Source organism: Saccharothrix coeruleofusca (genome assembly GCF_017876325.1).
Taxonomy (GTDB): Bacteria; Actinomycetota; Actinomycetes; order Mycobacteriales; family Pseudonocardiaceae; genus Actinosynnema; species Actinosynnema coeruleofuscum.
Genome location: NZ_JAGINV010000001.1, coordinates 227,333 through 241,169 on the forward strand (window position 1 = coordinate 227,333; position 13,837 = coordinate 241,169).

General features: G+C 69.5%; 9 protein-coding genes and 2 tRNA genes. 4 read left to right on the plus strand and 7 right to left on the minus strand.

Annotated features, from left to right (window positions below):
* Window positions 1-228: 228 nt before the first annotated feature.
* The gene (locus JOF41_RS01165; RefSeq protein ID WP_189222244.1) at window positions 229-3,219 is read right to left on the minus strand and encodes an ATP-binding protein; all 2,991 of its coding nucleotides are present in this window, start codon (window positions 3,217-3,219) and stop codon (window positions 229-231) included.
* A gap of 214 nt (window positions 3,220-3,433) precedes the next feature.
* On the opposite strand from JOF41_RS01165, the gene JOF41_RS01170 reads away from it, so the two are divergent.
* Entirely contained in the window at window positions 3,434-4,639 is a 1,206-nt protein-coding gene (locus JOF41_RS01170; protein ID WP_209615437.1) for a UDP-N-acetyl glucosamine 2-epimerase, read from the plus strand.
* An 89-nt stretch (window positions 4,640-4,728) separates the two neighbouring features.
* Entirely contained in the window at window positions 4,729-5,049 is a 321-nt protein-coding gene (locus JOF41_RS01175; protein ID WP_189222242.1) for a hypothetical protein, read from the plus strand.
* Here JOF41_RS01175 and JOF41_RS01180 read toward each other — a convergent pair.
* Both JOF41_RS01180 and JOF41_RS01185 read right to left on the minus strand, forming a co-directional pair.
* On the minus strand, window positions 4,990-6,897 hold the full coding sequence (locus tag JOF41_RS01180; RefSeq protein WP_189222241.1) for a P-loop NTPase family protein: 1,908 nt from the start codon (window positions 6,895-6,897) through the stop codon (window positions 4,990-4,992). The two genes, JOF41_RS01175 and JOF41_RS01180, sit on opposite strands and share 60 nt — an antisense overlap.
* Window positions 6,898-7,403: 506 nt before the next feature.
* A tRNA-Lys gene (locus JOF41_RS01185) sits at window positions 7,404-7,476 on the minus strand.
* 235 nt (window positions 7,477-7,711) lie between these two features.
* On the opposite strand from JOF41_RS01185, the gene JOF41_RS01190 reads away from it, so the two are divergent.
* On the plus strand, window positions 7,712-8,902 hold the full coding sequence (locus JOF41_RS01190; RefSeq protein WP_189222240.1) for a L,D-transpeptidase: 1,191 nt from the start codon (window positions 7,712-7,714) through the stop codon (window positions 8,900-8,902).
* Between the two features lie 12 nt (window positions 8,903-8,914).
* Here the strand turns inward: JOF41_RS01190 and JOF41_RS01195 are convergent, their stop codons facing one another.
* From JOF41_RS01195 to JOF41_RS01210, 4 genes are all read right to left on the minus strand, one after another.
* Complete coding sequence (locus JOF41_RS01195) at window positions 8,915-10,543, minus strand: ABC-F family ATP-binding cassette domain-containing protein (protein ID WP_189222239.1); 1,629 nt, start codon at window positions 10,541-10,543, stop codon at window positions 8,915-8,917.
* A gap of 63 nt (window positions 10,544-10,606) precedes the next feature.
* Window positions 10,607-10,682, minus strand: a tRNA-His gene (locus JOF41_RS01200).
* Between the two features lie 62 nt (window positions 10,683-10,744).
* Window positions 10,745-11,356 (minus strand): oligoribonuclease, encoded by a 612-nt coding sequence (gene orn, locus JOF41_RS01205; protein WP_209615440.1) that lies wholly within the window; start codon window positions 11,354-11,356, stop codon window positions 10,745-10,747.
* 69 nt (window positions 11,357-11,425) lie between these two features.
* The gene (locus JOF41_RS01210) at window positions 11,426-12,694 is read right to left on the minus strand and encodes an MFS transporter (RefSeq protein ID WP_189222237.1); all 1,269 of its coding nucleotides are present in this window, start codon (window positions 12,692-12,694) and stop codon (window positions 11,426-11,428) included.
* A gap of 71 nt (window positions 12,695-12,765) precedes the next feature.
* On the opposite strand from JOF41_RS01210, the gene JOF41_RS01215 reads away from it, so the two are divergent.
* A complete protein-coding gene (locus JOF41_RS01215; RefSeq protein ID WP_209615443.1) occupies window positions 12,766-13,806 on the plus strand; it encodes a GlxA family transcriptional regulator in 1,041 nt (346 codons plus the stop codon).
* The last annotated feature ends 31 nt before the right edge of the window (window positions 13,807-13,837 follow it).

A 13,837-nucleotide genomic window follows, 5' to 3' on the forward strand; every position in this document is an offset into this window, starting at 1 on the left:
CCCTGGAAAGCTCACACTGACGGGGGTCCTCCGGTTGGGCGTAGGGGCGAGCGCGCTAAGCGAACGCTTAGCGGGTTACCCGGTGTTCAACCGCCGTTTCGACACTTCTGGGAGCGCTCCCGTGAAGGGAGTGAAAGGTCTAGACCGCAGAAGTGTGCCTTCGCTTCAGTGAAATAACGACCGACAATGTCCACCGGTGTCACCTGAAGGGCATCCTCCGTGCTGCTCTCAGTGGTTGTGCTTGGTCGACTCGGCGGCTGGGCGTTCCGGAGTTCCGTCAGTAGCGATCCGTGAATTGGGAATGGCGAGTTGGGCTCGCAGGGCGGTCAGGTGGTTGTGCACCACGTCCGCTTCTGGCGTGGTCGAACTGCTCTGGAAAATCTTATAAGCTTCCGACCAGCAGCGCTCGGCGTCTTCCAGCAGCTCTAGTTTCAGTAGGGCGTGACCCAGTACGTGCAAGGCGCGTGCCTGCTGGTCGCGTGCGCCGATGTCGGATGACAGGGAGGCGGCCTGTTGCGCGTGCGCGACTGCCTCTTCGAATTCGCCGAAGTCGAAGTTTATCTCGGCGATGGCTACCAGCGCTTCAATGGTGCGCGGTCGGTCGCCAGTGCTCTGGTTGATATCGACCGCCAATGACAGGCGCTTCAACGCCTCGATGTGCTCGCCGCGTTCGAAGAGGAGTCGGCCTAGTTCTGTCAGTGTGGTCCCCTGCCCTCTTCGGTGGCCTATTTCTTCTCGTATGTGCAATGCCTTGAAGTAATATTCAAGGGCGATGTCGTCATTTCCTAGGCGGTGGTACGCAGTACCCAGTTGGTCCAGCGTCGACGCCTCGATACCTCGGTCGCCGAGTTTCCTGGTCAACTCTAGGGCTTGTCGGTACCTGGCTATCGCACCGCTGGTCTCACCTTGTTCCAGTAGTATGCTGGCCAGGTTGTGAATGCAGATCACTTCAAGTTCGCGGAGACCTAGGCGGCGCACAATGTCCAGAGATTCCATCATGTATTGCGTTGCCTGCTGGTACTGGCGCAACCTGAAGTGCGTCATACCTAGATTGCTCAGCGTTCCGCCGTGCGCTTCGGCATGACCGAGCACGCGAGCGGATTTCAACGCTGCTCGGTGGCTCAACAGTAGGTCGTCGTAGTACCCCAAGCGGTCGAACGCTTCGTGCATGTTGGCGGACAGACGCCAGGCGTGTTCGTGAAGAGTGTGGCGAACGGCGTGCGGAACTGTCATGACGAGGTTCATGCGCTCACGGGTGAACCACGCCAGACCGTCGTGCTCGTCGTGGAGGTCGGGCTCCGGTGAAACCGACATGCCCACCAGTGGGGGCACCGGGGACCGATGGGGGTTCAAGGAGCGTGCGGCCGCGCTTGTCCAGTTCAGATACCAGTCGAGCAGGCGGGTCAGCGCAGACTTCTGTGATTGCGGCGACTCCTCGTGCCGCACCAGGTCAACGGCGTAGCCGTGCAGCAGGTCGTGCAGTCGGAACCGCCGCGATGTTCCGTACTGCAGCAGGTTGACCTTCGTCAGAGTTCGCAGGTGCCGGTTCGTGGCGGCATCGTGCTCCCCGAGCAAGGCACTCGCCGCAGCGGTGCTGAACTCGGCTGTGGGGTGCAGGCCGAGGAGCCGGAACAGCCTCGCGGTTTCCGGCGACAGCGCGCGGTAGGACCAGGAGAAGGCGACGGGCAAGGTGGCGTTTTCGTCGTCGCTGTCGTCCACAGAACCCAGGATGCCGAGCCCTTCCTGTTCCTTGAACTCGTTCACCAAGTCGGCCACGGGTGTCTCGGGCCGATGGGCGACGTGCTGGGCAATGATGCGCAATCCCAAGGGGAGGCCGTCCAACCTGCTGGCAAAATCCCGCAGAGCTGCGGGGTCCTCATCTGCGCGTTGATCGCCGATTTCGTTCCGCAGCAACAAGATCGACTCGTCGTGGGACAGCGGTGGAACGAGGATCACGTCGACGTTGTCCCGAACTGGCAATCCCCAGGGGCGGGTTCGGCTGGTGACGATGGTGAAGCAGCTGGGAGTGGCGGCGAGTATCGGGCGCACTTGGTTGCTGCTCTGCGCATCGTCGAGCAGGACGAGCATCCTCCGGTTCGCCATGAGCCGGTGCAGCTCGACCCGGCGCTCATCTCCCGTGGCGGGTATCCGATCCGCCCCCAACGACCTGAGCAGGATGGCGAGAGCGTCATCGGGGGTCATGGGTGTTCCGGGGCTGAATCCGCGGAGTTCGAGGTGGAGGTGGCCGTCCGGGAACCGGTCCGCGCGGAGGTTGGCCCAGTGGGCGGCCAAGCGGCTCTTGCCCACGCCCGGCATCCCGTGCAGTGCCACGACGTGGCCACGCTCTCCGCCGGTGGCGTCGTGCAAGGCGTCAAGCTTGGCCAGGAGATCCTGGCGACCCGCGAAGTTTTTGGCTGGTAAGGGAAGTTGGCGCGGTGGCGCGAGTTGCGGCGGAGCGGTGGATGTGCCGGTGCCCGACTGCTTGCGCAGGATGCTCTGGTAGAGCGTCCGTAGGACCGGACCCGGTTCGGAGCCGACGTGGTCGAACAAGTTCTGACAGAAGCGCCCGTAGAAGTCGAGTGCAGTGGAGTACTTTCCCAAGCCGTCCAAGGCCCGCAGGTAGAGGCTCGCCGTTGCTTCCTCGGGGATCTGGTCCTCGGTGAGACGGCCCGCCACCGCCATCACCTCGGCATGCTCGCCGAGGTGCAGTTGGCTGTCCAGCAGCATGTGCAGAGCGGGGAGCCGGTCATACGTCTCCATCTGGTCCCGGAGCCGTTCCGCCCACATCCCTTCCAACTCCTGCAGCGGGCGGCCGCTCCACAACGACAAGGCTTCACGCAGCAGTGATTTCGCCACGCGGTGATCACCGCGAGCGGCAGCGGCCCGCCCCTCGGTCGCTAACTTGTGGAATTGATGGAAGTCAATCCGCACAATTTCGGGCAGGAGCAGCCGATAGGCGTTGCCCTCCTTGAGGATCGAGCCACCCGACTGGGACTCCCGCAGGACCGCGCGCAACTTGCTGATGATCGGTTGCAGCGACTTCCTGACGTCGTTCGCCACACTGGCCGGCCACAGCACCTGGGCCATCGTGTCCACCTGCACCGGACGTGGGAAGTAGTACAGCAGCATGGTCAACACGCCGCGTTGCCTGGCCGGACCTAGATCGAAGTCATTCCCATCGATGCGTAATCGGGTCTTGCCTAGGATCTTGAACTCCACCAGCGCCGCCCCTTTCGCTGGTCCAGCGTATTCGGTGGATACAGTGTGCTTCACTGCGGCGACTTCCCGTAGGTGAGCCGCGCACATCGATCGGATATTGGTCCGAAGCGACGACCGTCCCACCCGACGATTGGCCGTGTGCAAGCGGACTGCAAGTTCACGGCAAACCCCGCCGTCACTCTCTTGGCACGGGAGAGAGTACGAGGGGGATTGCATGACACGTCCAGAGTGGCTTCACGTGCCCATCGGCATCGACGCGCACCGGTGGGTCAGCCGCGACGAGTGCAGGTCGGTGCTCGCCGTGGTGCACACGATCGTCAGCGGGCAGCGGTTGCTGGAGGCGATCGAGCTGATCGAATCGGACCCCAGGGTCCAGGTGGTGTTCAGCCAGGCGCCGGACACCTTCAGCAACGGCGTGGCGGACTTCCTGCGCGCCACCCGCGGCGTCGTGCTGCCCTGGGAGCAGGCGGTCAGGGAGGAGTTCGACCTCGCGGTGGCCGCGTCCTACGGGAGCCTGCACCAGGTTCACGCGCCCCTGCTGGTGATGCCGCACGGGGCGGGCTACGGCAAGTCCTTCCCAGCGGGCGGTTCGCCGGTGGTCTACGGATTGGACGCCCAGCGGTTGCTGCACAACGGCAAGCTGCTGGCCAAGGCGCTGGTGCTGGCCCACGATGAGGAGCGCGAAGTGCTGCGCAGGCAGTGTCCGGAGGCGCTGGAGGCCTCCGTGGTCGTGGGGGACCCCTGTTACGACCGGATGATGGCGAGCCTCCCGCAGCGCGACGCATACCGGACCGCGCTGGGAGTCCGGCCGGACGAACGCGTTCTGGTGGTCAGTTCCACGTGGGGCCTCGATTCGTTGTTCGCCCGGTTCGAGGATCTACTGCCGAGGCTGCTGGAGGAGTTGACGCCGATCGGTTACCGCGTGGTGGCGCTCGTGCACCCCGCGGCGTGGTTCGGCCACGGGCGGCGCCAGGTGGAAGCGTGGCTGGCGGACTGCCGTGACGCCGGGCTCGTCGTGGTTGACCCTCACGTCGACTGGCGCGCGGTCATCGTGGCCGCCGACTGCGTGGTCGCGGACCACGGCTCGGTCGGGGTCTACGCGGCCGCGGCGGGACGACCGGTGGTGCTGGCGGATCCGCCGGTGAGCATCGCCACCAGCACTGGTTCGGCGCAGGACTTACTGCGGCGCATGGCTCCACGACTGGTCATGGGGGAGCCACTGGAGCAGCAGCTGGTACGCGCCGCGACCGTGGCGCCGCACATCCGCGACCAGGTGCGGAAGCGGTTGACCTCACATCCGGGGCGGTCCGCTGCCGAACTGCGCAAGGCCATGTACCGGCTGCTGGGGCTCGTCGAGCCCGGCAGGCATCGGCAGGTCGCGCCGGTGCCGCCGCCCACCGAGAGCGGGCGATGGCCTTGACCGGTCCCCTCGTGTGGTGGAGGGCAGCGGGCCACACCGGTGACGGCCTCGCGGACGTCGTCCTCTGTGCCGCGCCCGAGAAAGCGGAGATGGACTTGCTGTGCTCTTTGGCACGCCGCAACCCCTTCGCCGCGTTGATCGTCGTGGTGTCGGAGGGGCGGTTGGTCGTGAGGAGCGGGCAGCAGGTGATGGAACTGGACCGGGTCACCACTTCGTCGTGCCTGTCGTGGGGTGACGCGGTCGGCTCCGCCATCGAGTCGCTCTACGCCTGGTGGACGGCGCGGCTCGACCTCGCACTGCTGCGGCGGCATGGGTTGCCGCTGTGGTGCCCGACGCACCGGACCGCGAGTTCACCCGCCTGTGGGTGGTTCCAGCGCGCGCAGCCGCTGCTCGACGTGGGCGGCGCGTGACGAGCCGATCTTGGTGAGGAGCCGCAGGGCCTGTTGCCAGTGCTCTGCGGCTCCGTCGGCCGAGCCGGACCGGTGAGCGGCCTCTGCCAGCACCTCGTGCGCCTGCGCCATGCCGTGGTCGGAACCCAGCTGCCGCATGGCTTGCAACGCCCGGTGCCCCACCTCGGCCGCCAACCTCACCTCGTCCGCGCCGAGGTGTACCTCGGCTTGGGCGACGGTCACTCGCGCCGAGTTGTACGGGTCCGGTTCGGGGAGCGCGGCCATCAGCTCGTCCGCCTCGCGCAGGGCCGCCAAAGCTTCCGCCGCACGGCCCACCTTGGCGAGGGTGCGGCCGAACGTGATCAGGGTGAGCGCCAAGGCGCGGTCGGCGCCGAGTTCGCGGTTGTCGCGCACCAGTTCCCCGAATCGGGCGACCGCGTCGGCGAGCTGACCGCGGTCCAGCCTCAGCAGCGCGATGCCCTCGCGCGCGTCGATGGCGCCGCGCCGGTCGCCGATGGCGTTCGCGCACGCCTCCGAGGCCAGGAAGTGCTCCTCAGCCTCTTCGAAGCGGCGCAGCGTGCTGCACGCCAAGCCCAAGCGCTTGAGCATGTCCGCCTCGGCGAACCGGTCGCCCCACCGACGAGCGGCCTCGACACCGCACTCGTAGATCCCCAAGCGGTCGCGGTAGTGCTTGTGGTGCAGCAGGAGGGGCCACAGCACGTCGCAGAGCTGCCAAGCCAGTCGCGGCCACCCGTGTGCCAGTGCTTCGCGGCCCGTCGCGATCAGGTTCGCCCGCTCGGTCTCCAGCCAGGCCAACGCCGCTTCGGATCCAGTGAAGGAGGGGACGTCAACCGGCGGCGGGTCGGCGAACTCGTAGGGCAGCCGCCGCCGATGCGGCGTGACCACGCGGTCCGCGGCCTGCGCTCCGGCCAGGTACCACTCGGCGATCCGCCGCACGGTTCGGGCGCGCTCGTCGTCGCCGTCCTCCGCGGTGGCCTTCTCCCGCGCGTGCAACCGCAGCAGGTCGTGGAAGCGGTAGCGGTCCTCCTTGATCTCCTCCACGAGGCTTCCCTCCACCAGTTCCTCCAGCGCGGCCCCCGCACCGTCGTCGAGCACCGACAGCGCTATCGAGGAGCCGAAATCGTGTCCTGGGTGCAGCGCCAAGCGGCGGTACAGCGCCGCGGCGGATGGGTGCAGCGCGCGGTAGGACAGGTCGAACGTGGTTTGCACGGACAGCTCGTGCGACGGGGATAGCACCGAGAGCCGACCGCGTTCGTCGCTCAGCTCGGCGACCACCCGCTTGACCGACCACCGGGGCCTGGCCGCCAGCCTGGCCGCGGCCACGCGGACCGCGATCGGCAGACCGCCGCACATGACGACGAGCGCCCGTGCGCGGTCCTGCTCCTCGCTGACTCTCGTGCCGCCCACCGCTCTGTCCAGCAGTCGCACCGATGAAGAGGCCGTCAACGGCCCTATGTCGACCAAGCGGGCACCGTCGGCCACCAACCCGGTCAGCCTGCTGCGGCTGGTCACCACCACCGCGCTGGTCGCGGAGCCGGGTATCAGCGGCCGCACCTGAGCCGCGGAGAACGCGTTGTCGAGCAGAACGAGCAGGGCCTTGTCCGCGGTCAACGACCGGTAGAGCGCGGCCTGCTCGACAAGTTCCACCGGGACGCGGCCGGGTGGGACACCCAGGCTGCGCAGGAACAGGCCTAGCGCCTCGTCGGGCGGCACGGGCTGGTCGCCGCTGAAGCCCGCGAGGTCGACGTACAGCTGGCCGTCGTGGAACCGGTCCCGCGTCCTGTGCGCCCAGTGCAGGGCCAGCGCGGTCTTGCCGACGCCGCCCGGCCCGCTCAGCACGGTCACCATGCGTTCTCCACCATGCAGCGACCGTGCCAGGGCATCGTCGAGCTCGGCCGCTTCCCCATCCCGGTTGGTGAAATGAGCGGGTGCCGCGAGCAATTGCCGGGGAACGACCGGAGACGGGGGTGGATCGTGGTGGAAGTGCACGCCTCCGTGCACGACGCCGGCTTGGAGCGCGGCACCGGCTGTCCCCGACAAGGTGTTCGTCACATTCGGTGGTGGTGTCCACCGCTTGCCGCCCGCCTCGGCCATGGCACCCCCCGCGCGACGCCAGTAGGACGGAGACGACCGTACGGCGGGGAGAACGCCGTCACGGCGGTGTGGCCGGAGAACCACACCAACCGCACCGGAATTCGATCGATCAGTGCATCGGAACCGCGCCTCGGCACCTGCGATCGGCTGAGCCTGCTCGGGTCGGTTCGGACCAATCGGACTCGAGCGCCCATGGGCGGCAAAAGTGCCGGTAAAAGCGATGAGGCGGTCACCGGAATGGTGACCGCCTCATCGTGGAGTGCGCCGCCAGGGACTCGAACCCCGAACCCGCTGATTAAGAGTCAGCTGCTCTGCCAGTTGAGCTAGCGGCGCTCGGACTGTCTTGCTCCGTCCGACGTGGAGAACATTAGCACAGCGTCCTCCGCAGCTCCCAATCGCCTGGTCAGGGCGGGTGCGACCACCCGAACCGGGGGGAACTTCGCGGGATAACGATCCAGCATCCCGAGCAACGTCGTCAACCCTTGGGGCGTCCCCTAGACGGGGGACGCTGAACCGATGGTGTGCAGGTGCTCCTAGTAGTCGGGGACGTGGAGTGGACGGAACGGGGATGAACATGTTGGGCAACAGGGGGGCGCTGCGGATCGCCGCGCTGGGAATTGTTGCGACGTTGGTCACAGCGTGCTCTTCCGGTGGGGCAGGCGGGTCCGACGGGGCGGGGCCCGTCGAGACCTCGTCCGCCCCACCGGCCAAGCCGGTGTCGCTCAGCCTGGGCGTCACCGACCAGGCCGTGGACGTGGCGCCGGGCCTGCCCGTGGTGGCCACCGCCGCCGACGGCAAGCTGACCGAGGTCTCGCTCACCAACGCCGAGGGCAAGGCGGTCTCCGGGCAGCTCAGCCCGGACGGTCTGCAGTGGACCAACACCGAGTCGCTCGGCTACGAGAAGCGGTACACCCTCTCGGTGACCGGCCAGGGCTCCGACGGCAAGCCCGTCACCAAGACCTCGACCTTCACCACGGTCAAGCCGCGCACGCTGACCTTCCTGTCGATCAACCCGCTCGACGGCACCACGGTCGGCGTCGGCCAGCCGCTCGGGTTCTACTTCGACGAGCCGATCGCGGACAAGGCCGCCGTCGAGTCCATGATCTCCATCACCACCGAGCCCAAGGTCGAGGGCGCCTTCTACTGGTTCAACGAGAAGGAGGTGCACTGGCGGCCGCAGAACTTCTGGACGCCGGGCACCAAGGTGACCATCGACGCCCGCATCTACGGCAAGCACGTGGGCAACGGCATCTACGGCCAGGAGGACCGGCACGTCACCACCACGATCGGCGACGCGGTGATCCACGAGGCCGACGGGCAGACCCACCAGGTCGTCACCAAGGTCAACGGCCAGGTCGTGCGCACCATGCCGACCTCCATGGGCGATGCGCAGAACCCCACCCCGGTGGGCACCTACGTGCTCACCGAGAAGCACTCCAACATGGTCATGGACTCGCGCACCTACGGCCTGTCGCTGGAAGCGGGCGGCTACGTCACCCCGGTGGACTGGGCGGTGCGCATGTCCAACAGCGGCATCTTCTTCCACAGCGCGCCGTGGTCGGTGGGCGACCAGGGCCACCGCAACGTCAGCCACGGCTGCCTGAACCTGTCCCCGGAGAACGCCAAGTGGGTCTTCGACAACGCCAAGCAGGGCGACGTCGTCGTGGTGACCAACTCCGGCGGCCCCCGGCTGGAGGCGTGGGACGGCTTCGGCGACTGGCAGGTCCCGTGGGACCAGTGGGTCAAGGGCAACCGCTGACAGCGCGGGGGATCACCGGTCCGTGACGCGACCCGCCGCCACCTCCAGGCGGCGGGTCGTGCGCACCGCGTCGAGCATCCGCCGGTCGTGGGTGACCAGCAGCAGCGTGCCGGTGTAGGACTCCAGGGCCGATTCCAGCTGCTCGATCGCGGGCAGGTCCAGGTGGTTGGTCGGCTCGTCGAGCACCAGCAGGTTCACCCCGCGCGCCTGGAGCAGCGCCAGCGCCGCGCGGGTGCGCTCGCCCGGCGACAGGGACGCGGCGGGGCGCAGCACGTGGGCCGCCTTCAGGCCGAACTTCGCCAGCAGGGTCCGCACGTCGGCGGGCGCCATGTCCGGCACCGCCGCGCCGAAGGCGTCCACCAGCGGCTCCCCGCCCAGGAACAGGCCGCGCGCCTGGTCGATCTCGCCGACCACCACGCCTGGGCCCAGCGACGCGGTGCCCGAGGTCAGCGGCACCCGCCCCAGCAGCGCGCCCAGCAGGGTGGACTTGCCCGCGCCGTTCGCGCCGGTGATGGCGATCCGGTCGGCCCAGTCGACCTGGAGATCCACCGGGCCGAGGGTGAACGAGCCGCGGGTGACCACGGCCCCGCGCAGCACCGCCACGACCGCGCCGGAGCGGGGCGCGGCGGCGATCTCCATCCGCAGCTCCCACTCCTTGCGCGGCTCCTCCACCTCGTCCAGCCGTTCGATGAGGCGCTCGGTCTGCCGCGCCTTGGCGGCCTGCTTCTCGGTGGCCTCGGTGCGGAACTTGCGGCCGATCTTGTCGTTGTCCGACGCCTTGCGGCGGGCGTTCTTGACGCCCTTCTCCATCCACGCGCGCTGGGCGCGGGCGCGCTGCTCCAGGGCCGCCCGCGTGGTGGCGTACTCCTCGTAGTCCTCGCGCGCGTGCCGCCGGGCGATCTCGCGCTCCTCCAAGTACGACTCGTAGCCGCCGCCGTAGGTGCGCACCTGCTGCTGCGCCAGGTCCAGCTCGACGACGCGGGTGACGGTGCGGGACAGGAACTCCCGGTCGTGCGAAACCAGCACGGTGCCCGCGCGCAGGCCGGTGACGAACGCCTCCAGCCGCGCCAGGCCGTCCAGGTCCAGGTCGTTGGTCGGCTCGTCGAGCAGGAAGACGTCGTAGCGGCTGAGCAGCAGCGAGGCCATGCCCGCGCGGGCGGCCTGGCCGCCGGACAGCGAGGTCATCGGCTGGTCGAGGTCCACGGTCAGGCCCAGGTCGGCGGCGACCTCCTCGGCGCGCTCGGCCAGGTCGGCCCCGCCCAGCGCCAGCCACCGCTCCAGCGCCTCGGAGTAGCCCTCGTCCACGCCCGCGGTCAGCGCCTCGGTGGCCCGGTCCAGCTCCGCCTGCGCGGCGGCCACGCCGGTGCGGCGAGCCAGGAATTGCCGGACCGTCTCGCCGGGCCGCCGGTCCGGTTCCTGCGGCAGGTGCCCCACGGTCGCCGTGGTGGGAGAGAGGCGAATCACACCCCGTTCCACGGGGAGCAGCCCGGCGAGGGTGCGCAGGAGGGTGGACTTGCCCGCGCCGTTGACGCCGACCAGCCCCACCACGTCGCCGGGGGCGACCACCAGGTCCAGCCCGGAGAACAGCACCCGGTCGCCGTGCCCGGCGGCCAGGTCCTTCGCGACCAGCGTGGCGCTCACCTGGAAAACCCCCTCCGACGTGACAAAACGCCCCCCGGCCACGAGGGCCGAGGGGCGTTCGCCTGGGGTGAGTGACGGGACTTGAACCCGCGACACCTGGGATCACAACCCAGTGCTCTACCGGCTGAGCTACACCCACCATCACCGGCTGACCCGGCGGCAGAAGCATACAGTGCCACCCCGCCGGGACTGAAATCGACCCTATTCCGGCCGGTCGGCGGCGAGCAGTTCGGCGGCCACGGCCTGCGCCTGCTCCGAGGTCGGCCCCGGCTGGGGCACGAACGCGGTGCGCCGGTAGTAGGCCAGCTCGCGGATCGACTCGCGCACGTCGGCCAGCGCGCGGTGGGCCAGGCCCTTGCCCGGCTGGGCGTAGTAGATCCGCGGGTACCAGCGCCTGCACAGCTCCTTGATCGACGACACGTCGACCATCCGGTAGTGCAGGTGCGCGTCCAGCTCCGGCATGTCCCGCGCGATGAACCCGCGGTCGGTGGCGATGGAGTTGCCCGCCAGCGGCGCGGTGCGCGGGTCGGGCACCCACTGCTTGATGTAGGCCAGCACCATCGCCTCGGCCTCGGCCAGGGTCGTGGTGGACCGGCGCACCTCCTCGGTGAGGCCGGACTTGGCGTGCATCTGGACCACGACCTCGGGCATCGCGTCCAGCGCTGTGTCATCGGCGTGGATCACCACGTCGACCCCCTCGCCGAGCACGTTGAGCTCCGCGTCGGTCACCAGCGCCGCGATCTCGATCAGGGCGTCCTTGCCCAGGTCGAGCCCGGTCATCTCGCAGTCGATCCACACCAAGCGATCCATCACCGTTGCGAGCCTAGTCGCCGGGTCCATCGTGGACGCCGTCGCTTCGGGTGGTGCCGGTTACCGATCCGGTCACGCCCGCGCCACCGCGACCGGCTCGACCACCGGCGAGGGCCTGCGCACCCGCGCCGACAGCAGCGCCGCGCCGATGCTGAGCACCCCCGCGGCGTACCAGGCCGGGGCGTAGTCGCCGAGGTGGTCGCGGACCAGGCCCGCGCCGGTCGCCGCGATGGCCGCGCCGACCTGGTGCGAGGCGAAGACCCAGCCGAACACGATGGCGCCGGAGGCGCCGAACACCTCCCGGCACAGCGCCACGGTCGGCGGCACGGTGGCCACCCAGTCCAGGCCGTAGAAGATGATGAACACCAGCATGCTCGGCTGCACGTGGTCGCCGAACAGCTGCGGCAGCACCAGCAGCGACGCGCCCCGCAGGGCGTAGTAGACGGCCAGCAGCAGGCGCGGGTCCACGCGGTCGGTGAGCCAGCCGGACAGCACGGTGCCCACGATGTCGAAGACGCCCACCAGCGCGAGCAGGCCCGCCGCGGTGGTGGTGGGCATCCCGTGGTCGTGCGCCGCCGGGATGAAGTGGGTGCCGACCAGGCCGTTGGTGGTGGCGCCGCAGATGGCGAAACCGGCGGCCAGGAACCAGAACGGGCCGGTGCGGGCCGCGGTGGTCAGCGCGGTGACGGCGCGCCGGGCGGCGCCGGTGCCCACGGGCGGCACGGGGACCACCTCGTCGCCGCCGTAGGGCGGGATGCCCAGGTCGGCGGGGTGCTCGCGGAGCAGCAGCAGTGCCAGCGGGACCACGGCGAGGGCGGCGCAGGACACCACCAGCGACGCGGTGCGCCAGCCGGAGGACTCGGCCATCGAGGCGACCAGCGGCAGGAACACCAGCTGGCCGGTGGCCCCGCCCGCGGTGAGCACGCCGGTGACCAGGCCGCGGTGCTTGACGAACCAGCGGCCGGTGATGGTGGCGACGAACGCCAGCGCCATCGACCCGGTGCCCAGGCCGACCAGCACGCCCCAGCACAGCACCAGCTGCCAGCTGCTGGTCATGAACACCGTCAGCCCGCTGCCGACCGCGACCAGGGTCAGCGCGCAGGCGACGACCACGCGCACGCCGAAGCGCTCCATGAGGGCGGCGGCGAACGGCGCGGTCAGGCCGAACAGCAGCAGGTTGGTCGAGACGGCCAGGCCGATGGTGCTGGTGGACCAGCCGAACTCGCGCTGCAGCGGTTCGATCAACGCGCCGGGGGCGGCCCGGAAGCCCGCCGCGCCCACCAGGGCGACGAACGCCACGCCCGCGACCACCCACGCCCAGTTCTGCTTGCTCCTCGTCACGACCGAAGCGTGCGCGATGGGCCCGCGTTCGGGGAAGTGGCCCGTTGGCCATTATGTGAAAGTATCCGGCCATGAGACCGCACCAGGTGGCCGTCCTCGCGCTGGACCAGGTCGTCGGCTTCGACCTCGGCACGCCGCCGCAGATCTTCAACGCGGCGCGGGACGACCGGGATCGGCGGCTGTACCGGGTGCGGGTGTGCACGCCGGGGACGAGGCCGGTGCGCAGCTCATCGGGGTTCACGGTCACGCCCGACCACGGGCTGGAACTGCTGGCCGAGGCCGACACGGTGGTCGTGGCGGGCATCAGCTACGGCGCGCGGGTGCTGGCCGACGGCACCGTCGAGGACGAGGTGCGCGACGCCCTGCGCGCCGCCGCGGCGCGCGGCGCGCGGGTGATGTCCATCTGCACGGGGGCTTTCGTGCTCGCCGCGGCCGGGCTGCTGGAAGGCCGCCGGGCCACCACGCACTGGATGCACGCGGACAACTTCCGCGCGCTGTTCCCGTCCGTGGACCTGGACCCGGACGTGCTGTTCGTCGACGGCGGCGACGTGCTCACCTCGGCGGGCGTCGGCGCGGGCGTGGACCTGTGCCTGCACCTGGTGCGCAACGACCACGGCAGCGAGGTCGCCAACCGGGCGGCGCGCCGCTGCGTCGTGCCGCCGTGGCGACCCGGCGGGCAGTCGCAGTTCATCGTCCGACCGGTGCCCGAAGTGGCGGGCACGTCCACCGCGCCCGCCCGCGCCTGGGCGCTGGAACGGCTGCACGAACCACTCGACCTGCGCGCGCTGGCCGACCACGCGCGGATGAGCGTGCGCACGTTCACCCGCAGGTTCCGGGAGGAGACCGGCGTCAGCCCCGGCAAGTGGATCGCGCAGCAGCGCGTGGAGCGGGCGCGGCACCTGCTGGAGACCACGGACCTGCCGGTGGACCAGGTGGCCCGGCACGCCGGGTTCGGCACCGGCGCGGCCCTGCGCCAACAACTGGCCGCCGCCCTCGGCGTCTCCCCGACCGCCTACCGGGCTGTGTTCAATGGCCCCGGCTCCGCCGGGGCGGCTCGGCCGCCTGGAAGTCGGCCCATCGGCACGCGTTTCGCGGAAAATCGAAAAGCGTGATTTTCCGCGAAAGGCATGCCGACAGACCGAC